The sequence below is a fragment of the Brevibacterium sp. p3-SID960 genome, assembly GCF_025144725.1.
Taxonomy (GTDB): domain Bacteria; phylum Actinomycetota; class Actinomycetes; order Actinomycetales; family Brevibacteriaceae; genus Brevibacterium.
In genome coordinates this window covers 22,620-43,531 of record NZ_JALXKS010000024.1, presented here as the reverse complement: position 1 = coordinate 43,531, position 20,912 = coordinate 22,620, and the positions used below count along the sequence as shown (strand labels likewise).

The 20,912-nt window shown below is 67.9% G+C and carries 16 protein-coding genes and 2 tRNA genes; 15 read left to right on the top strand and 3 right to left on the bottom strand.

The window, feature by feature from the left end; all coding sequences use genetic code 11:
• Positions 1-9 precede the first annotated feature (9 nt).
• Both pcrA and M3B11_RS08495 read right to left on the bottom strand, forming a co-directional pair.
• A complete protein-coding gene (gene pcrA / locus M3B11_RS08500) occupies positions 10-2,589 on the bottom strand; it encodes a DNA helicase PcrA (protein ID WP_259877084.1) in 2,580 nt (859 codons plus the stop codon).
• 126 nt (positions 2,590-2,715) lie between these two features.
• Positions 2,716-3,117 carry a hypothetical protein gene (locus tag M3B11_RS08495; protein ID WP_259877083.1) on the bottom strand — a complete coding sequence of 134 codons (402 nt, stop codon included), beginning with the start codon at positions 3,115-3,117 and terminating at the stop codon, positions 2,716-2,718.
• A 75-nt stretch (positions 3,118-3,192) separates the two neighbouring features.
• Here M3B11_RS08495 and M3B11_RS08490 point away from each other — a divergent pair.
• The 5 genes from M3B11_RS08490 to pth all read left to right on the top strand — a co-directional run bounded on the left by M3B11_RS08490 (position 3,193) and on the right by pth (position 7,520).
• Positions 3,193-3,264: transfer RNA gene (locus tag M3B11_RS08490), tRNA-Gln, on the top strand.
• A gap of 61 nt (positions 3,265-3,325) precedes the next feature.
• Positions 3,326-4,783: a bifunctional UDP-N-acetylglucosamine diphosphorylase/glucosamine-1-phosphate N-acetyltransferase GlmU gene (gene glmU / locus M3B11_RS08485; protein WP_259877082.1), complete on the top strand. Its 1,458-nt coding sequence runs from the start codon at positions 3,326-3,328 to the stop codon at positions 4,781-4,783.
• Positions 4,783-5,757 carry a ribose-phosphate diphosphokinase gene (locus M3B11_RS08480; RefSeq protein ID WP_259857113.1) on the top strand — a complete coding sequence of 325 codons (975 nt, stop codon included), beginning with the start codon at positions 4,783-4,785 and terminating at the stop codon, positions 5,755-5,757. Before glmU ends, M3B11_RS08480 begins: the two co-directional genes overlap by 1 nt.
• A gap of 254 nt (positions 5,758-6,011) precedes the next feature.
• Positions 6,012-6,704: a 50S ribosomal protein L25/general stress protein Ctc gene (locus M3B11_RS08475; protein WP_259877081.1), complete on the top strand. Its 693-nt coding sequence runs from the start codon at positions 6,012-6,014 to the stop codon at positions 6,702-6,704.
• Between the two features lie 222 nt (positions 6,705-6,926).
• Positions 6,927-7,520: an aminoacyl-tRNA hydrolase gene (gene pth, locus M3B11_RS08470; RefSeq protein ID WP_259877080.1), complete on the top strand. Its 594-nt coding sequence runs from the start codon at positions 6,927-6,929 to the stop codon at positions 7,518-7,520.
• Positions 7,521-7,901: 381 nt separating this feature from the next.
• On the opposite strand, the gene M3B11_RS08465 is transcribed toward pth, so the two are convergent.
• Entirely contained in the window at positions 7,902-8,600 is a 699-nt protein-coding gene (locus M3B11_RS08465) for a rhomboid family intramembrane serine protease (RefSeq protein WP_259877079.1), read from the bottom strand.
• Positions 8,601-8,740: 140 nt separating this feature from the next.
• Here M3B11_RS08465 and mfd point away from each other — a divergent pair, with 140 nt between their 5' ends.
• From mfd to M3B11_RS08415, 10 genes are all read left to right on the top strand, one after another.
• Positions 8,741-12,376, top strand: coding sequence for a transcription-repair coupling factor (gene mfd / locus M3B11_RS08460; RefSeq protein WP_259877078.1), 3,636 nt, complete (start codon positions 8,741-8,743; stop codon positions 12,374-12,376).
• On the top strand, positions 12,373-13,305 hold the full coding sequence (locus M3B11_RS08455; RefSeq protein WP_259877077.1) for a MazG nucleotide pyrophosphohydrolase domain-containing protein: 933 nt from the start codon (positions 12,373-12,375) through the stop codon (positions 13,303-13,305). Before mfd ends, M3B11_RS08455 begins: the two co-directional genes overlap by 4 nt.
• Complete coding sequence (locus tag M3B11_RS08450) at positions 13,280-14,053, top strand: tyrosine-protein phosphatase (protein WP_259877076.1); 774 nt, start codon at positions 13,280-13,282, stop codon at positions 14,051-14,053. The genes M3B11_RS08455 and M3B11_RS08450 overlap by 26 nt, the downstream gene beginning before the upstream one ends.
• A 63-nt stretch (positions 14,054-14,116) precedes the next feature.
• Positions 14,117-15,397 carry a phosphopyruvate hydratase gene (gene eno, locus M3B11_RS08445; protein ID WP_259877075.1) on the top strand — a complete coding sequence of 427 codons (1,281 nt, stop codon included), beginning with the start codon at positions 14,117-14,119 and terminating at the stop codon, positions 15,395-15,397.
• Positions 15,398-15,681: 284 nt separating this feature from the next.
• On the top strand, positions 15,682-16,251 hold the full coding sequence (locus M3B11_RS08440; protein WP_259877074.1) for a septum formation initiator family protein: 570 nt from the start codon (positions 15,682-15,684) through the stop codon (positions 16,249-16,251).
• Positions 16,248-16,751 carry a DUF501 domain-containing protein gene (locus M3B11_RS08435; protein WP_259877073.1) on the top strand — a complete coding sequence of 168 codons (504 nt, stop codon included), beginning with the start codon at positions 16,248-16,250 and terminating at the stop codon, positions 16,749-16,751. Before M3B11_RS08440 ends, M3B11_RS08435 begins: the two co-directional genes overlap by 4 nt.
• 46 nt (positions 16,752-16,797) lie before the next feature.
• Entirely contained in the window at positions 16,798-17,787 is a 990-nt protein-coding gene (locus M3B11_RS08430; RefSeq protein ID WP_259877072.1) for a Ppx/GppA phosphatase family protein, read from the top strand.
• An 11-nt stretch (positions 17,788-17,798) separates the two neighbouring features.
• Positions 17,799-19,160 (top strand): S8 family serine peptidase, encoded by a 1,362-nt coding sequence (locus M3B11_RS08425; protein WP_259877071.1) that lies wholly within the window; start codon positions 17,799-17,801, stop codon positions 19,158-19,160.
• 46 nt (positions 19,161-19,206) lie between these two features.
• Positions 19,207-20,580, top strand: a complete 1,374-nt coding sequence (locus tag M3B11_RS08420) for an NAD(P)/FAD-dependent oxidoreductase (protein WP_259877070.1) — start codon at positions 19,207-19,209, stop codon at positions 20,578-20,580.
• Between the two features lie 131 nt (positions 20,581-20,711).
• A tRNA-Leu gene (locus M3B11_RS08415) sits at positions 20,712-20,788 on the top strand.
• Positions 20,789-20,912: the final 124 nt, after the last annotated feature.

The window sequence follows — 20,912 nt, the reverse complement described above, 5'->3', positions numbered from 1 at the left end:
TCGGATCCGTCAGAGCTTCTCGACCGGGGCATAGCGCATGAGCAGCCGTTTGGTGCCCAGCGACTTGAAGTCGACGACGGCGACGGTCTTGTCACCGCTGCCCTTGACCTCGATGACGGTGCCGAGGCCGAAGGAATCATGCGAAACCCGGTCGCCGGCAGCGACCTGGACGACCTCGCGGTTGGGCCGGATGCGGTTGGGGAACCCGGTGCCCGGTGACTTCGACGCCGCACGCGACGACGAGCTGCGCCCGGCCGCCGAGTTGGAGCGGAACGAGCCCGACCCGCCGGTGAACCCGCCGCCGTAGGAGCCGCCGGTGGACCCGCCGCCGTACGAACTGCCGAACCCGCCGCCGTACGAACTGCCGAACCCGCCGGCACCAGAACCCCCGGAGGCAGCGGTGAGGGCCTCGGCTGACAGGGTGCCGGTGCTCTCCCACTCGATGAGCGAGGCGGGGATCTCGGTGAGGAACCGGCTGGGCGGGTTGTACTGCGGCTGGCCCCACATGCTGCGGGTCTCCGCGCGCGTGAGGATGAGCCGCTTCTGCGCACGTGTCAGCCCGACGTAGGCCAGCCGGCGCTCCTCGGACATCTCTGACGGATCGTTGAAGGAGCGCTGGTGCGGGAAGCTGCCGTCCTCCATACCGGTGAGGAACACGGTCGGAAACTCCAGACCCTTGGCCGTGTGCAGGGTCATGAGCGTGACTTCCCCGGACTCCTCATCGGGGATCTGGTCGGCATCCGAGGACAGCGACACGAGCTCGAGGAAGTCATCGAGCGTCGCCCCCTCACCGCGGGCATCGAAGGCCTCGGCAACGGCGACGAGTTCGGCGAGGTTGTCCACCCGCGACTCGTCCTGCGGATCTGTGCTGGCCTGCAGCTCGGCCAGATACCCGGTCTGCTCGAGCACCGATTCGAGCACGCGGGCGACCTGCGCGCCCTCTGCCGTCGACTGCAGGTCTGCGAAAAGCGCCCGGAACTTCTCCAGCGGGCCCTTCGCCCGGCTGGAGAGCCCCGGCACCTCGTCCGCGCGTTCGAGCGCCTCGAAGAAGGTCACCCGCTCGCGTTCGGCGAACGCACCGAGCATCGCGACCGTCCGGTCGCCGATCGAGCGCTTAGGCACGTTGATGATGCGGCGCAGGTTGACGTCATCGGCCGGGTTCGCCAGCACCCGCAGGTAGGCGAGGGCGTCCTTGATCTCCTTGCGCTCATAGAACCGGGTGCCGCCGACGACCCGGTAGGGCATGCCGGCGCGCACGAGCGCATCCTCGATCGCACGGGACTGGGCGTTCGTGCGGTAGAACACCGCACAGTCGCCGTAGACGGTGTCGCCTTGGTCGATGAGCTCATCGATCCGGTCGACGATGAACTGCGCTTCAGCCTGCTCGTTCTCGGCCACCCAGCCGACGACTGGCGCACCGTCACCGGCAGCCGTCCACAGCCGCTTGTCCTTGCGGCCCTCATTGTTGGCGATGACCGCATTCGCGGCTGAGAGGATGTTCTGCGTCGACCGGTAGTTCTGCTCCAGCAGGATGGTACGCGCCTGCGGGAAGTCCTTTTCGAACTCGACGATGTTGCGCACCGTCGCCCCGCGGAAGGCGTAGATCGACTGATCGGCATCGCCGACGACGGTCAGTTCCGCCGAGAGATGATCGGCATCAGCCCCGGCCAACGCCCGGATGAGCGCATACTGGGCCGGGTTCGTGTCCTGATACTCATCGACGAGGATGTGCTGGAACCGGCTGCGGTAGTAGGCGGCGACGTCGGCGAAGGCGCCGAGCAGATGCACCGTCTCCATGATGAGGTCATCGAAGTCGAACGCATTGGCCAGCCGCAGCCGCTCAGCGTACCGGCGGTACACCTCGGCGACGGCCTGATCGGCCGGATTGTCCATCCGCGCCTGCCCGGCATAGTCCTCAGCGGTGATGAGGTCGTTCTTCAGCGCTGAGATCCGGTGCTGCAGCGACTTGGGGGTGAAGCGCTTGACATCGACATCGGCCTCACGGGCGACCTGCGTGATGAGCCGCAGCGAATCCTGCGCATCGTAGACGGCGAAGTTCGACTTCATGCCCAGCGTCTTCGCCTCCCGCCGCAGGATCCGCACACACGCCGAATGGAACGTCGACACCCACATGCCGCGCGCCTGCGGACCGATGAGCGCACCGATGCGCTCCTGCATCTCCTTGGCGGCCTTGTTCGTGAACGTGATCGCCAGCACCTGACCGGGATGGGCGCGCCCGGTGCGCAGCGCATAGGCGATCCGGCGGGTGAGCACCGTCGTCTTGCCCGAACCGGCACCGGCGACGATGAGCAGCGGTGACCCAGCATGGGTGACCGCAGCAGACTGTTCGGGGTTGAGCCCATCGAGCAGCTCAGCCGGGTCGCCGGCGCCGAGGCGGTGGGCGCCTGCAGCACCCGTCTCACCTGCCGCTTCAGGCGCGCCGGGCCCACCGTCGGCACCCGGGTCGTCGGCCGGGTGGGCGATATCAGCGAAGTCCGCTGGCGCCTCGGGCACGGGCATCTCCGGCAGCGCAGCGTGCGGCGGAGGAGAATCCGGGGCGATGTTGAGAAACTCGAAGAGTGAAGACATGGTCTTAGCAATCTACCAACCGGGTCAGACGCGGCCAAGGTGCCGACCGCCTCGGGCGCGGGGGAGACGACGAAGATGCCGGCACCCCGTGACGGGGCGCCGGCATCTCCTTGCGCGGCAGTCGGCTCAGACGTTGACGAACACGGCGACGAGCACAGCCAGCAGGGCGAGTGCGAATGTCGCGTGGGCAAGGCCGGCGCTGGGCTCCGGTCCGGTCGCAGCGGCCGGTTCGCCAGCACCTGCGGTGGCGTGGGCGCGCTTCTGCTTACGGTTGCCGATGAACGCGGTGACGGTCACGGCGATGGCCAGCAGGGCCTTGATGCCGACCTTCATGTGGAAGGCGGCAGACGGGTCACCGGCCATCTCGATGATGCCGACGAGGCCGATGCCGGTGATGAGCTGGAGGTAGGCGGCGTGCAGCATGCCGGGCATGACACGGGGTCGGCGGATCGTGGCGAAATAGCCGCCGATGATGATCGCCATGCCGAGCAGGTGCAGGAACAGGAGAATATCGCGAAGAATTTCCATAGGCTTCATTCTAGTGGCAAGATTGTGCCCGAGTAATCGCGGCCCCGGGGTCTGCGGGCGGCCGGGACTGCATGATCCGCCCTGGTGTAATGGCAGCACGCCGGCCTTTGGAGCCGTGCAGTATAGGTTCGAATCCTATGGGCGGAGCGCGTCGACGATCCGGCCACCCGGATGAAGACGATCCGGCCACCCGGATGAAGGAGTGAACATGACCGTCAACCGCCCCGCAGCCGTCATCGTGCTGGCCGCCGGCGAAGGCACGAGAATGAAATCCGCCACACCGAAGGTCATGCATCCGATCGGAGGGCGGTCGCTGCTTCACCACGCGATCAACGCCGCCGCCGGTGCCCAGCCCCAGCATCTCGTCGTCGTCCTCCGGCACGCCCGTGAACAGGTCGCCGAGCATGTCTCGGCCATTGCCGAGGCGATCGACCGGCAGGTGCTCGTCGCTGACCAGGACGACATCCCCGGCACCGGACGCGCCGCCGAATGCGCGCTCACCCAGCTGCCCGAGGACCTCACCGGCACCGTCGTCGTCACCTACGGCGACGTGCCGCTGCTGACCGCTGAGACGCTTTCGGATCTCGTTGGCTTCCACGAGCAGCGCTCCGGCGCGGTCACCGTGCTCTCCGCCGAGGTCGCCCGCCCGCACGGCTACGGGCGCATCGTCCGCGACGCCGGCGGCAACCTCGAACGCATCGTCGAGGAGAAGGACGCCAGCGACGAGGAGAAGCAGATCACGGAGATCAACTCCGGTATCTACGCCTTCGATGCGACCGTGCTGCGCGAATCGCTTGCTCAGGTCTCGACCGACAACGCCCAGGCCGAGAAGTATCTCACCGATGTCATCGGCATCGCCCGCGCCGCCGGCGGGGCTGTCGCCGCCCGGGCGATCGAGGACTTCTGGCAGGTTGAGGGAGCCAACGACCGTGTGCAGCTCGCCCAGCTTGGCAAGGAACTCAACAAGCGCGTCATCGAGAACTGGATGCGCGCAGGCGTCACCGTCGTCGACCCCGACACCACGTGGATCGACGCCGATGCGGTGCTCGCCGCCGACGCGACCATCCTGCCCGGCGTGCAGCTCTACGGGGCCTGCGACATCGCCTCGGGCGCGGTCATCGGACCCGACACCACGCTGACAGACACCGAAGTGCGCGCCGGCGCCCAGGTGATCCGCACCCACGGCCAGCTGGCCGTCATCGGCGAGAACGCCAACGTCGGGCCCTTCGCCTACCTGCGCCCGGGCACCGAGCTGGGCACCGAGGGCAAGATCGGCACCTTCGTCGAGACGAAGAACGCCAAGATCGGCACCGGCTCGAAGGTCCCGCACCTGTCCTATGTCGGCGATGCGACGATCGGGGAGCACACCAACATCGGCGCTGCCTCCGTGTTCGTCAACTACGACGGCATCAACAAGCACCACACCACCATCGGCTCCTACTGCCGCACCGGCTCGGACACGATGTTCGTCGCCCCCGTCACAGTAGGCGACGGCGCCTACTCGGGAGCGAGCACCGTGATCCGCAAGGATGTTCCGCCTGGGGCGCTGGCCATCACGGTCGCCCCTCAGCGTAATGTTGAAGACTGGGTAGTGAAGAACCGTCCAGGTACGCCTGCCGCCCAGGCTGCCGAGGCTGCTCAGCAAACGCAGAAGGAGTCGGAGTAGTGAATAAGATTACGGCAGCCGGTGAGAAGGAGCTCGTCCTGGTCACCGGCCGGGCGAACATGGAGCTGGCCGAGCAGGTCGCCGAATGTCTGGGCACTGAACTGCTGCCCTCCGACATCTACAACTTTGCCAACGGTGAGATCTACGTCCGCTACTCCGAGTCGGTGCGCGGCTCGGATGTGTTCGTCATGCAGTCCCACTGCGCGCCGATCAACGACTGGCTGATGGAGCAGCTGCTCATGGTCGATGCGCTCAAGCGCGCCTCGGCCAAGCGCATCACCGTGATCGCCCCGTTCTTCCCCTACGCCCGCCAGGACAAGAAGCACCGCGGCCGCGAGCCGATCTCCGCGCGTCTTGTCGCGGACATGTACAAGGCCGCTGGCGCCGATCGGCTCATCGCCGTCGACCTGCACACCGCGCAGATCCAGGGCTTCTTCGACGGACCGGTCGACCACCTCGTGGCCCTGCCGATCCTGGCCGACTACGTCAAGCAGAACCATCCGGGCGAACTGGCTGTCGTGTCCCCGGACGCCGGCCGCATCAAGGTCGCCGAGAACTGGTCCTCAGCTCTCGGCGGCGTGCCGCTGGCCTTCATCCACAAGACCCGCGACATCAACCGGCCCAACCAGACGAAGGCCAACCGCGTCGTCGGCGACGTCGAGGGACGCACCGCAGTGCTCGTCGATGACATGATCGACACCGGCGGCACCATCGTCCAGGCAGCCGATGCCTGCATGGAAGCCGGTGCGAAGGGCGTGGTCATCGTCTCGACCCATGCCGTGTTCTCCGGCCCGGCTGTCGAGCGGCTGAAGAACTCGTGCGCCTCTGAGGTCATCGTGACGAACACGCTGCCGCTGGAGGACTCGCAGAAGTTCGACAAGCTCACCGTGCTCTCGATCGCCCCGCTGCTCGCCCGCGCCGTTCACGAGGTGTTCGAAGACGGCTCGGTCACCAGCCTTTTCGAGATCGAATGAGCTTCGTCTGAGTCTCAGGCTTCCTGCGGCGTCCCGGCACCGGCGGGGGCGCCGCAGTCGTTTTGCCGCCGAGGCGCCAGGCGAGTATCCTTGATGAGTTACCTCGGCGAGGGAAACCCATGTTTCCGTGATCGACGCGGTTCTCGTAAGCCCCCTTCTCCGGCGCACAGCGCCACCGCCACCACCTCGGTGTCGGCCCGGGAGCGACCACGAGGCTCGTCCGCCGTGGTGCTCACACCACGAAGGAGAAGAAAATGGCTGATTTCAAGCTCATCGCAGAACGCCGCGAGGACTTCGGCAAGGGCGCTGCCCGCCGGCTCCGTCGCGCAGACAAGGTTCCCGCCGTCCTCTACGGCCACGGTGAGGACCCCATCCACTTGGCACTCGACGGCCACGCCACCATGATGGCGATGAAGATGCCCAACGCTCTGCTCGAGATCGAAAGCCCGGACGGCTCGAAGAACCGCCTGGCCATCGCCCGTGACATCCAGCGTCACCCGGTGACCTGGAACATCGAGCACCTCGACCTCATCATCGTCAAGCGCGGCGAGAAGATCGAGGTCGAGGTCCCGGTCGTCGTCGAGGGCGAAGCCGCACCCGGCACTGTCGTCTCGATCGACAATCAGGTCATCCGCCTGCTCGCCGAAGCCACCAGCCTGCCGGAGTCCGTCGAGGTCTCCATCGAGGGCCGCGAGGTCGGCGAGCACGTGTACGCCTCCGACGTCACCATCCCGAAGGGCACCGAACTCGTCGACGATCCCGAGCTGCTCATCGTCAATATCTCCGCTGAGCTCTCCGAAGAGCAGCTCGAGGCCGAACTCGAGTCCGACGCGGTGGATGAAGAGGTCGCTGCGGCCACCGGTGCTCCGGCTGAGAGTGACGCCGAGGCCCAGGGCGACGCCGAGGCCCAGGGCGACGCCGAGGCTGAGGGCGACGACGAGGAGTGATCCTCTTACTCAGCTGAGACGCCGGGCTGACCGCCGGCTCACCTCTGGGCATGCAGCGGCAGGTTCCCACCCGGGGACCTGCCGCTGCGGCATTCAACCCGCCGCCTCGGGCCCGGTCAGGCACGACAGGTAAGTCTGATCTAAGCCACGCGACGCTCACTCACTCGCTACCGTAGACATGACCGGCAGGATCGAGGCCGGCGATCATGAAGGAGGACGGCGATGGCCGATGAGACGTGGCTCGTCATGGGCTTGGGCAATCCTGGGGCGCGGTATGCCCCGACCCGGCACAACATCGGCCAGATGACCGTCGACGAACTCGCCGACCGGATGAGCCTTAACCTCACCAAAACCAGGCACGGCGCGGTCGCGGCGATGGGCCGGCTCGGCAGCATCGGCGGGAGGCCTGGACCGCGCGTGGTGCTGGCGAAGTCGCTGGGTTACATGAACGTCACCGGCGGGCCGACGCAGGCGCTGCTGAAGTTCTACTCAGTGCCCGCGGCCAACCTCATCGCCATCCACGACGACGTCGACCTCGACTTCGACGCCATCAAACTCAAACGCGGCGGGGGAGAAGGCGGGCACAATGGGCTGCGCTCGATCACCCAGGTCCTCGGCACCAAGGACTATCTGCGGGTGCGCGCCGGGGTGGGCCGACCGCCGGGCCGCATGGACACTGCATCGTTCGTGCTGCGGCCCTTCAGCACCGGTGAGAAGAAGACCCTGCCGATGTTCATCAGCGATCTCGCCGATGCCGTCGAGATGCTCGTGACCGAAGGGCTGACGGAGACGCAGCAGAAGTACCATTCCCGCTGAAGCGCCTGAGACCGCGCCTCTGGCCAAGGCCGCTGGGTAGTGGGAGCCGCTGGATAATGTGGGCCGCCGCGAAAGATGGCCGCTGCGAAAGTTAGCCGCTGCGAAAGTCAGCCCCCGCGGAAGATGACCGCGGCGAAAGTTGGCCGCCGCGAAAGTTAGAAAAGTTATTCATGGTTTTCGGCGCCAAAACCGTGAATAACTTTTCTAACTTTGGTCAGCTCTGCGTTTTGCTCAGCTTTAGCTCTTCTCACCATTGACTTTGCTCAGCTTTAGCTCTGCTCGGTGTTGACTTTGCTCACCTCTAGCCCTGCTCAGTGGCGGCGGGCTGCGTGTGCGAGGGGGAACTTCACTCGGCAGTGGGCGGGTGTGAGAACGTGGCCCTCAGTACAGTCCGCCGGTGCGGCGCGGGGCGGCGGTCTCACCACTGAGGGACCGCCAGCGCGGCTGCCCTGCGATCCAGGCCGCCAGCCCGCCGCCGATCGCACCGAAGAGGTGGCCCTGCCAGGAGATGCCGGGGAACAGCGGCAGCACACCGGTGAGCATCGAGCCGCCGTAGAGGATGATGACGAGCAGGGCGATGACGCCGAACATCAGCCGGCGCAGGATCGAATCGGTGAAGACCGCGCGCATGATGAGGTAGCCGAAGTAGCCGAACACGAGACCCGAGGCGCCGACGGTCAGCGTGCCGGGAAAGTTGACCGCCCAGGCGCCGAGCCCGCTGACAACGGCGATGACGGCGGTGACGAACCAGTAGCGGCGGATGCCCTCGGCAGCGACGAGCAGCCCGAGGACGAGGAACGGGATCGTGTTGGCGATCAGATGCGGCCAGCCGGAGTGCAGCAGCGGGGAGAAGACGATGCCGATGAGACCGGTCGGATTCCATGAGCGGACTCCGAAACCGTTGAATGAACCCGGCAGCACGAAGTCGGCGGCGGCGATGACCCACATGAGCCCGAGCAGCACGATCGGCTGCAGCAGTCGGGGTCCGACATTCGAACCGGGCAGGTCGAGATCGGACCGGGTTCTCGATCCGGTCTGCCGGGAACGCGTGCGGTTGAGGTCAGAGGGCTCGAAGCTCATGGGCTCATTCTCGCAAGCGAAACTGATAGGGCCCTCCACAGCGGACCCGTGTGGCGCAGGCCGCAGGTTCCGTGCCGGTGTCATGAGCCTCACCGCCAGAGCGGGCCCGCCGGACGCGGAAGCCGAGTAGACTTTACGGCGTGTCTGTGACCGGAATCTCCCGCCTGCTGCAAACCAACTCCGCCTACAGTGCTGCCCTGGCAGCGCTCGCTGACACCTCGACGGCAGGCGGTTCGATCAGCGCGATCACCGGGCTGTGGCCCTCGCTCATGTCCGAGGCCGCCGTGGCCGGGCCGCTGCTGGCCGTCACCGCCACCGGCCGGGAGGCCGATCACCTCGAACGCGCACTCGCCGACTACCTCCCTGCCGGTTCTGTGGCGGTGTTCCCCAGCTGGGAGACGTTGCCGCACGAGAAGCTGTCCCCGCGCTCGGACACCGTCGGCCGCCGGCTGTCGGTGCTGCGCCGCCTCAGCCACCCCGGCGATTCACCGCTGAGCGTCGTCATCACCCCGATCCGGGCGCTGCTGCAGCCGCTTGTCACAGGGCTCGGCGACCTCGAGCCCGTGCAGCTGAAGGTCGGTGACGAAATCGCACTCGCCGACCTCGCCGAACAGCTCTCCGACCTCGCCTATTCGCGCGTCGACATGGTCTCCCGGCGCGGTGAGTACGCGGTGCGCGGCGGCATCCTCGACATCTTCCCGCCGACGGATGACCAGGCACTGCGCATCGAGTTCTTCGGCGACGAGGTCGATGAGATCCGCCCGTTCTCCGTCGCCGACCAGCGCTCCCTGCCCACTGCTGACGACGCCGTCTACACCCTATGGGCCCCGCCGTGCCGCGAAGTGCTGCTGACCGCCGAAGTCCGCGAACGCGCCCGCAGCCTCATCCCACAGCTGCCGCAGGCTACTGAGATGCTCGAGAAGATCGCCGACGGCGTCGCTGTCGAAGGCATGGAGTCCCTCGCCCCGGTGCTCGCCGGAAAGATGGAGTCCTTCGTCGACACCTTGCCGGCCGGCACCCGGATCCTCGTGACCGCCCCGGAGAAGGTTGCGGCCCGGGCCGAGGACCTCGTCGCCACGACCGAGGAGTTCCTCGCCGCCGCATGGACGTCTGCCGCTGCAGGCGGGAAGGCGCCGATCGACCTGTCGCCGGCCAGCTTCCGCACCTTGGAGGAGACCCGCGAGGCCGCCGCTGCGCGCAGCCTGCCGTGGTGGGAGATCGGCGGCTTCGCCCGCGATGCCGAACTGGCCGAGTCCACCGGTGAGACCGTGGTCGAGGTGCCCGGCCGGCAGCCGCGCGGCTACGCCGGCGACGTCGAGGCGATCCTCACCGATGTGCGCGCTCTCGTCCACGACAGCTGGGACGTCTTGGTCCTCACGGAGGGCCGCGGTCCTGGTGAGCGGATGGTCGAGGTGTTCTCCGAAGCCGATGTGCCCGCCCGGTTCGTCGACGATCTCACCGAGCCCACCACCTCGGGCGCGGTGACCGTGACGACGGCCGCGGACTTCGGCGGGTTCGTCATCGACGAGATGACGCTCGCCGTCCTCACCGAGGCCGATGTGCTCGGCCGCGCCGCAGCCACCTCGACCCGCGACCTGCGCCGCCTGCCTGCCCGCCGCCGGCGCCACCAGGTCGACCCGCTCGACCTCAAACCCGGCGACTACGTCGTCCACGAACAGCACGGCGTGGGCCGGTTCGTCGAGATGGTCACCCGCACGACGGGCCGCGGGCCGCAGGCCCACACCCGCGAATACCTCGTCATCGAATACGCGCCCAGCAAGCGCGGCCAGCCCGGCGACCGCCTCTACGTGCCCTCTGACTCCCTCGACCAGGTCACCCGGTACGTCGGCGGGGAGTCACCGTCGGTGAACAAGATGGGCGGTTCGGACTGGGCGAAGACGAAGTCGAAAGCCCGCAAAGCGGTCAAGGAGATCGCCCGCGAGCTCATCCATCTTTATTCGGCCCGCCGCGCCTCCTCCGGGCACGCCTTCGGCCCGGACACCCCGTGGCAGCGGGAGCTCGAAGACGCCTTCCACTACATGGAGACCCCCGACCAGCTCACCACCATCGATGAGGTCAAGGCCGACATGGAGAAGCCGATCCCGATGGACCGGCTCATCTGCGGTGACGTCGGCTACGGCAAGACCGAGGTGGCGGTGCGCGCGGCGTTCAAGGCGATCCAGGACGGCAAGCAGGTCGCCGTGCTCGTGCCGACGACCCTGCTCGTCCAGCAGCACTTCGACACCTTCTCCGAACGCTACTCCGGCTTCCCGGTCACCGTCGGCAAGCTCTCCCGCTTCCAGTCCCCGGCCGATTCCGAGAAGACGAAGCAGGACCTCAAGGACGGCAGCCTCGACCTCGTCATCGGCACCCACCGGCTGCTCTCCGGTGAAGTGCAGTTCAAGAACCTCGGACTCGTCATCATCGACGAGGAGCAGCGCTTCGGCGTCGAGCACAAGGAAACACTCAAGGCCCTGCGCACCAACGTCGACGTGCTCGCCATGTCCGCAACGCCGATCCCGCGCACCCTGGAGATGGCCGTCACCGGTATCCGGGAGATGTCGACCCTGGCGACCCCGCCGGAGGACCGCCACCCGGTGCTGACCTACGTCGGCAAATACGAAGACAAACAGGTCACCGCTGCGATCCGCCGCGAGCTGCTGCGCGAAGGCCAGGTCTTCTTCATCCACAACCGCACCCAGGACATCGAGAAGACCGCCGCGCATCTGGCCGAACTCGTGCCCGAGGCGCGCATCGCCGTCGCCCACGGCAAGATGAGCGAGCAGCGCTTGGAGCAGGTCATCGTCGACTTCTGGGAAAAGCAGTACGACGTGCTCGTGTGCACGACGATCGTCGAGACCGGCATCGACATCTCGAATGCCAACACACTCATCGTCGACCGCGCCGACCGGATGGGCCTGTCCCAGCTGCACCAGCTGCGCGGCCGCGTCGGCCGCTCCCGCGAACGCGCCTACGCCTACTTCCTCTACCCGGCCGACATGACCCTGACCGAGACCGCCCACGACCGGCTGCAGACCGTGGCTGCCCACACCGAGCTCGGTGCCGGCATGCAGGTGGCGATGAAGGACCTGGAGATCCGCGGGGCCGGCAATCTGCTCGGCGGCCAGCAGTCCGGGCACATCGAAGGGGTCGGCTTCGACCTCTACGTCCGGCTCGTCGGCGAGGCGGTCGCGAACTTCCGCGGCGAAGGCGAAGAAGAGGTCGCGGAGATGCGCATCGAACTGCCCATCGACGCGCACCTGCCGACCGACTACGTCGAACACGAACGCCTCCGCCTCGAGGCCTACCGTAAGCTCGCCGCCGCCACCGACGACGCCGAGATCCAAGAGGTCCTGGCCGAACTCACCGACCGCTACGGCCCCTACCCGGAGGCGGTCGAGGTGCTCGCCGAGATCGCCCGCCTGCGCATCCGCGCGCGTGCCTCCGGCGTGCAGGAGATCCTGTCGGTGGGCAACACGATCCGCTTCGCCCCGGTCGAACTGGCCGATTCGCAGATCGTGCGCCTCAAGCGCCTGTACCCGAAGTCGCTCATCAAACCGGCCCTGCGCGCCATCCAGGTGCCCAAGCCGCAGGCCGGCGTCGGATTCGACAAGAAGGACCTCGTCGACCGCGAGCTCATCGACTGGGTGCACCAGTTCCTCGACGCGATCCTGCCCGTCCCCGAGGCGGAGGTGAGGTCCGCAGAGAACGCCGGGTCGGCAGAGGAGGCCGGCTCTGAGAAGAAGGCCGGTGCGAAGGTGGAGACGAACGCATGAGCACCCCGCGCTGGCAGCGTCCGGACACCACCGGCATGACGGCGGCTGAGGCCGTCGCCTACCTGTTGGCGCGCTGCCCGTGGGGTGCCGCCCAGACCCACACCGGGCTGCAGAAGCACCTCATCGAGGAGACCCACGAGCTCATCGGCGCCCTTGACGACTACGCCGCTGACCCGCACGAGCAGACCGCAGCCGAGGTGGAGGGCGAGCTCGGTGACGTGCTCTACCAGGTGCTCTTCCACGCCGCCCTGCTCGACCGTAAGGCCGCCGGCGGGCAGCCACTCGCCTCGATGCGCGACCACGAGGATCTACCGGGCGAACCCCTGACGCCAGCGGCGATCCAGCGCGTCGATGCGCAGCTGACGGAGAAGATCATCCGCCGCCACCCGCACGTCTTCGACTCGACTGCCCCAGTCGACATCGACGAAGTCGAACGCCGCTACGAAGCGATCAAGACCGCCGAACGCGCAGCCGCCCGGCAGCAGGCCCCCGGCCCCGATGCCCCAGGAGAGCAGGCCGCCGCCCCGCATCCCGCTGGGGAGCACGCCGCTGGCCAGCAGGCCGCGGCCGCCGCCCGCGCCTCGTTCGACTCCCTGCCCGCCAGTGTCCCCGCCCTCACCCGCGCCCAGGCGGTGCTCGGCCGGATCGAACGCCTCGCACTCGACCAGCCGGACCCCTCGGACCCGGACACCTCGGACCCGGACTTCTCGGGCCCGGACACCGCCCCAGGCCAGGCGCCCACCGCCTCGGGAGCGGAAGCCGAACTCGGACAGGCGCTCTTCGCGCTTGTGAGCCAGGCCCACGCTCAGGGCCTCGACGCCGAGGCCGCGCTGCGTCGGGTAACCTCCGAAGTGGAGGACGCAGCCGTCGAGCAGGCCCGCAGGCAGGCCGTGGAGGGTGGAGATGACACAGCAGATGCATGTCGCTGAGCGGATCCCGATCCCAGGCACGTTCAACTTCCGCGACATCGGAGGCTGGCCGACCAGCAGCGGCACCGTCTCCCGCGGGCTGCTGTACCGCTCCGACGGCCTGCACAACCTCACCGACGCATCCCGGGCCGCGCTGCGTGAGCTGAACCTGCGCACCGTCATCGACCTGCGCGAAGAGCGCGAATCCCACCGCGCCCCCGATGCCCTCGACGGGCTCGACGTCGAGCACATCTCACTGCCGGTCTTCGACAACCGCTACTATCCGCTCGACCCGAACGCTGCGCGCGTCCAGCTGCCCGATCACACCCTGCCGACGATCTACCAGACGATGATCGATGAATTCGGGCCCCGCCTCGCCGCCGGTGTCGAGACGATCGCCGCACGCGTGCGCACCCCGGTGCTCATCCACTGCTCTGCCGGCAAGGACCGCACCGGCGTGCTCTCAGCCTTCGTGCTCAGTCTGCTCGACGTCGACCGCGAGCACGTCGTGACCGACTACACGATGACCGAGCGCTACCTCGGTGCCGAATTCGTCGCAGCCCTCGGTGCGAAGTTCGCCCAGGCCGGGATCGTCGCCGACATCTCGAAGACCGCCACCCAGGCACCGGCCGGGCTCATCACCGCAGTGCTCGATCGGCTTGATGACGAGTACGGGGGAGTGGCCGGCTACCTGCGCACCCACGGCATGAATCCCGAGGCGGTCGACGAGCTGCGCGCCGGTCTCGTCCGCCCCGCGCGTGTCGACTAAGCTGATTCGCGTAGACCCCGTTCCCGCCCCACAGCCGATGCATCAGGCTTGAAGGAGACCACAGTGGCTGAAATCATCGCTGCCAATGCCCGCGAGATCCTCGACTCCCGCGGCAACCCGACCGTCGAGGTCGAGGTGCTGCTCGAAGACGGAGTCGTCGGACGCGCCGGCGTGCCCTCGGGTGCCTCGACCGGCGAGTTCGAAGCCGTCGAGCTGCGCGACTCCGACCCCGAGCGCTACCTCGGCAAGAGCGTCCAGCAGGCCGTCGATGCCGTGCTCGACGATCTCAACAACGCCATCGCCGGCTTCGAAGCCGAAGAGCAGCGCCTCATCGACCAGGCGATGATCGACACCGACGGCACCGACAACAAGTCCCGGGTCGGCGCCAACGCCATCCTCGGTGTCTCACTCGCCGTCGCCCGCGCCGCCGCCCAGTCCGCCGACCTGCCGCTGTACCGCTACCTCGGCGGCCCGAACGCCCACATCATGCCGGTGCCGATGATGAACATCCTCAACGGAGGTTCGCATGCCGACTCGAACGTCGACATCCAGGAATTCATGATCGCCCCGATCGGGGCTGCCAGCTTCCGCGAAGCCCTGCAGTGGGGCACTGAGGTCTACCACGCACTCAAGGCCGTGCTCAAGGATCGCGGCCTGTCCACCGGCCTGGGAGATGAGGGCGGATTCGCCCCGAACCTGGAGTCGAACTCCGAGGCCCTCGACCTCATCATCGAGGCCATCGAGAAGGCCGGCCGCAAACCCGGCAAGGACATCGCGCTCGCCCTCGACGTCGCCTCCAGCGAGTTCTTCAAGGACGGCGCCTACCAGTTCGAAGGCGAGAAGAAGACCGCCGCCGACATGACCGCCTACTACGCTGACCTCGTCGAGCGCTACCCGCTCGTGTCCATCGAGGACCCGCTCGATGAGAACGACTGGGACGGCTGGGTCGAGCTCACCGACGAACTCGGCGAGAAGGTCCAGATCGTCGGCGACGACCTGTTCGTCACCAACCCCGAGCGGCTGCGCCGCGGCATCGAGTCCGGCGCTGCGAACTCGCTGCTCGTCAAGGTCAACCAGATCGGCTCGCTGACCGAGACCTTCGATGCGGTCATGCTCGCCCAGACCAACCGCTACACCTGCATGATCTCCCACCGCTCCGGTGAGACCGAGGACACCACGATCGCCGATCTGGCCGTGGCCACCCAGGCCGGCCAGATCAAGACCGGCGCCCCGGCCCGCTCGGAGCGCGTGGCGAAGTACAACCAGCTGCTGCGCATCGAAGAGCAGCTCGCCGACGCCGCCCGCTACGCCGGACGCTCGGCTTTCCCGCGCTTCCGCGACTGACACCGGCCGCCCACCGGCTGAACTCCCAGCCGCCCCAGGCGTGCGCGGCTGAGGCGACCGGCCCCCGAGGTGGGGTGCACGACCGTGCGTGCCCCCACCTCATGCGTGGGGGACGAGGCGCGGGGCGCGAGGCGTGCGTTGTGGGGCGGCGGCCGGGGAGCGCATACGCGCATCTCGCATGTGCTCGTGCGAACACGCCGCACCAAATGAGGGCTGTCGGTCGCGAAGACAGGCAGACTTGGTGCCACACACCTTTCTTCCCCTGATCAGCTCATGAGGTGGCAATGGCTCCGACGTCATCTGCAGCACAGCGCCGCGCCCTGGCTGCCAAGCGGAAGTCCGCTGCCTCCCGCAAGCCGAAATCCGCCAAGGCCCCGGCGCCTGCCGCGCGCACGCGCAGGGCCCAGCCGGTCGTCGACCTCTCAGGCACCGACATCGACGCGACCGCGGCCGGGCGCCGTCTGCCGGCACGCACCATCATCCTCGGCGTCATCGCCGCGATGCTGCTGACGATGTTCCTGCCCTCGATCTCGACCGGGATCGCCCAGTACCAGCAGATCGCCGCTTTGGAGCGCGACATCGAGGTCACCGAGCAGGAAGTCGCCGACCTCAAGGAGCGCCAGGAGCAGCTCAAGGATCCCGACTATCTCGCCCTGCGGGCCCGCGAGGACTACCACTACGCCAAGGACGGTGAAGAGGTCTACATCGTCATCGACGACACCGGCGAGGAGGTCGCCACCGAGACCGCGGAGGCCGGGGCAGGGGAGAAGCGCACCGTGCGCAGGCAGCCGTGGTACATCGAGCTGGTAGATTCTCTCAAGGCCGTCGGTTTCGCAACAGAAGAGAGCCCATGATCACCGAATGCACCGAAGCGGACTTCGAGACGATCCGCGCCCAGCTCGGCCGGATCCCGCGCGGCGTCGTCGGCGTCGCTGCACGCTCGAAGACCGGTGAGCCGCTCGTCGTCGCCACCGCGCCCCGGCTGGAGGACGGCACGCCGTTCCCCACCACCTTCTACCTCACGCACCCGGACTACGTCACCGAATGCTCCCGGCTCGAAGCCGCCGGCGTCATGGCGCAGATGAGTGAGCAGCTCGCCGAGGACGAGGACATGCAGGCCGCCTACCGCAAGGCCCATGCCGCCTATCTGGAGGCCCGCCGGCAGATCGGCATCGACGCCGGTGTCGGCGAGGTCCCGGAGATCGATGACTTCTCCGCCGGCGGCATGCCCACCCGCATCAAGTGCCTCCATGCGCTCGTCGGCCACGCCCTGGCCGCCGGTCCAGGTGTCAACCCGGTCGGTGACCTCGCCCTGTCGATGATGGACGGGGTGCCGCCCGTCGCCGAGGTGTGAGCATCCTGGACCGGCAAGCTGCCCTGCGGCGTCTAAGCTGGATGGCATGACCCGATCTGCTGCCATCGACTGCGGAACGAACTCCATCCGCCTCCTCATCGCCGACATCACCGCCCCCGCTGACGGCGGGCCGCTGCAGGTGAGCGATGTCGTACGCGAGATGCGCATCGTGCGCCTCGGCCAGGGAGTCGATGCCACCGGCCGGTTCGCTTCCGAAGCCTTAGAGCGCACCTTCGCCGCCTGCGAGGAGTACGCCGAGCTCATCCGCGCCCACGAGCCGGAACATGTGCGCTTCGTTGCGACGTCTGCCAGCCGGGATGCGGCCAACCGGGCAGCGTTCTTCGCCGGTGTGCGCGCACGCCTCGGCGTTGAGGCGGAGGTCATCACCGGCATCGAAGAAGCGCAGCTGTCCTTCACCGGCGCGACCGTCGGCGTGCAGGCGGCCGCCGACCCGGCACCGACCGGCCCGTTCCTCGTCATGGATCTCGGCGGCGGCTCCACCGAACTCGTCACCGGTGCAGTCGGGCCCGCCGGGGCTGAGCTGACCGGGGCGCACAGCATGGACATCGGGTGTGTGCGCCTGACCGAACGCCACCTCAGCTCCGACCCGCCGACTGATGCTGAGACCGCGGCGACGGTCGCCGATGTCGACGCCGCCTACGATGCCGCCTGTGCTGATGTCGACGTCTCCGGTGTGCGCACCGTCATCGGTGTCGCCGGCACGATCACCACTGTCACCGCCGCACTGCTCGGACTCAACGCCTATGAACCCGAGGCGATCCACGCCGCACGGCTGGAACCCGAGCAGCTGCAGGCCACCTGCCATGATCTGCTGCACATGCCGCGGGCTGAGCGGGCCGCACTGCCGTTCATGCACCCCGGCCGCGTCGACGTCATCGGTTCCGGGGCGCTCATCTTCGCCAGGCTCATCGACCGCATCACCTCTGATGCCCAGCAGCCTCCTGCGATCTACGCGAGCGAGACCGACATCCTCGACGGCATCGCCATCGGCCTCAGCCAGCGAGCCGGCACCTGAAGGCAGCCGACATGACCGTCGCCGACCGAGACGCCACCGGCCTCCCGCGCGCCCGGCGAGTCAGGGCTGCCTGGGCTGGCAGGGCTGCCGGGCAGAAGCTCGCCGCCGCTGCCGCGGCCCTTGCGCTGGCCACCGGCGCGGGACTTGCCGAGGCGACTCTCGCCTCGGGCCCGGCGCAGGCGGCCGAACCCGAGGCAGGACCCGGCCAATGGTTCATCGCCGACTACGGCATTGACGAGATGTGGAAGACGACGACCGGGAAGGGCACGACGGTCGCTGTCATCGACTCCGGCGTCGATGCCGCGCATGAGAACCTCACCGACACCGTCGTCAAGGCCAAGGACTTCTCCGAAACCGGTGCGGACGGCACCACCCCTCTCGGCGACGGGTCGATCATCCACCACGGCACCGCCATCGCAGGCGTCATCGCCGGCAACGGATCCGGGCCAGGGCCGATGGGCGTGGCCCCGGACGCCGACCTGCTCTCCGCCTCGATGTGGCTGGGCAGCAACCGGCCCGAGAGCTCCCCGCCCTCCCGCCAGCAGGCTGCCGCCGCACTGCGCTGGGCTGTCGACGAGGGCGCTGATGTCGTCAACATGTCCCTGGGCTGGGACGACCCGACCTGGGACCCGGACTGGGACGAGGCCTTCGCGTATGCATTCGAGCACGATGTCGTCGTCATCGCCTGCGTGGGCAACCGCTCACAGGGTGCGCGCAAGGCCTGGGCGCCCTCGACCGTGCCCGGCGTTGTGGGTGTCGGGGGACTGGGCACCAACGGGCAGGTGCGCGCCGAATCGACCGCCCCTGGTATCGCCGTCGACCTCATGGGACCAGCCGAGGACATCCCCGTCCCGCTGCCCGGCGGCGAGTACGGCACCGGCGACGGCTGCTCCTTCGCAGCACCGGTCGTCGCCGGAGTCGCAGCCCTCATCCGCAGCAACGACCCGGATCTGTCCGCCGATGAGGTCGTCGCCAAGCTCTACACCACAGCCACCCCGGTCCCCGGTCACGACGGCACGACGACACCCGAGCAGCCCGATCCGGTCGTCGGCCACGGCCGGCTTGCCCCTCTGGCAGCCCTGAACGCCGAGGTGCCCGCAGACGTCCCGCAGGCCAGACAGCAGCTCGCCGACTGGGTGACGATGCACCGTCGGGCGCCTGCGACCTCCGAACAGGCCGAACCCGGCGCCGATTCCGGCAAGGAAACCTCCCGCGAAGGCCAGGCGCAGATCACACCGGCCACCGCCTCGGCGGCGGGCCCGGCCATGCTCATCATCGGCGGCCTGGCAGGCAGTGGGCTCATCGCCGCCGGGATCGCCCGGATGCGGCGCACACCGCGGTCTGAAGCGGATCCGCCAGCACCCCCGGAGTGAAAGTGAAAGTTTTCACAAACCCTGGGGCGGTCGCTAGTATGGGGTCATGGCACTGATTCGAAACAGCAAACTGCGTCCTCGTATTCTCATCGTCGGAGGCGGCTACCTCGGCCTCGTCACCGCCCAGAATCTGCTGAAGAACCTGGGTCGCGGCGAAGCGACGGTCACTGTCGTCGACCCCAACCCCTACATGACCTACCAGCCGTTCCTGCCCGAGGTGGCAGCCGGCTCGATCGAGCCGCGTCACGCCGTCGTGCCGCTGCGCCGCAACCTCAAGGGTGCGGAGGTCGTCACCGGCTACGTCCGGTCGATCAACCACGCTGACAAGTTCGTCACCGTCGAACCCGAAGGCGATGAGCCATTCGAGCTCGACTACGACCAGATCATCCTCGCCGCAGGTTCCGTGGCCCGCACCCTGCCGATCCCGGGCCTGGCCGAAGAGGCCATCGGCCTCAAGCGGATCGAAGAGGCCGTCGCCCTGCGCGACCACGTGCTCAACAACATCTCCGAGGCCTCCCTGCTCGAAGACGACGAAGAGCGCCGCCGGCTGCTCACCTTCGTCTTCGTCGGCGGCGGCTTCGCCGGCATGGAGATCCTCGCCGAGCTCGAGGACATGGCCCGTGCCGCCGTTGCCCAGTACGAGACCCTGACCGAGGCCGACCTGCGCTTCGTCCTCGTCGAGGCGATGGGCCGCGTCATGCCCGAGGTGGGCGAGGCTCAGGCCCGCTGGGTCGTCGAGCACATGCGCGAGCGCGGCATCGACGTCTACCTCGAGACCTTCCTGCAGGACTGCACCAACAAGCACATCCAGCTGTCCAACGGCGAAGAGTTCGACTGCGACACCGTCGTGTGGAGCGCCGGCGTCAAGGCCAACCCGCTGCTTGTCGACTCCGACCTGCCGCTCGACGAGCGCGGCCGCGTCACCGTGCGCGCCGACCTGCGCGTCGAGGGCGATGAGGGTGTTGTCGAAGGCGCCTGGGCTGCCGGTGACAACGCTGCTGTGCCCGACCTCTCCGGCGGCGGCGTGGGCGGCTACTGCGTGCCCAACGCACAGCACGCCGTGCGCCAGGCTCCGGTGCTGGCCGCCAACGTGCTCGCCGCGCTGCGCGGTGAGACCGAGTTCCGCCAGTACTTCCACAAGACCATCGGCACGGTTGCCGGTCTCGGCCTGTACAAGGGTGTCTCGCAGATGGGCGACTTCGAGGCCCGCGGTCTGCTCGCCTGGGCGATGCACCGCGGTTACCACGGCTACGCCATCCCGACCATCGACCGCAAGGTCCGGGTGTTCGGAAACTGGGCGCTCAACGTCGTCTTCGGCCGCGACGTTATGCCGCTCAAGGACCTCGATGTGCCGCGCAAGTCGTTCGTCGACGCCGCGCACTCGAAGCCGGCCCCCAAGAAAGAGCCGGCCAAAGCCTGACCGTGACGCTCACCTGAGCTGATGTCAACACTCGTGGGGATCCTGTCTGGGGTCCCCACCAGTGTTTTCTATGCGGTGGCCCTGGGTGGAGGGCGTTGGGCGGCGCTGACTCGGTTAGACTGTCAGCCGTCGCCCCTATAGCCCAATCGGCAGAGGCAGTCGACTTAAAATCGATTCAGTGTGGGTTCGAGTCCCACTGGGGGCACCAAAAATACCAGCACAAAACGCCTGGTCATCCGTTCAAACCAGCACCGTGAACCGTCCTGGGTTTCATTCCTAGATGGTGGTCAAAGACGGCTCACCCCAGACAGCGCGATACTTCCTCTGCAGTA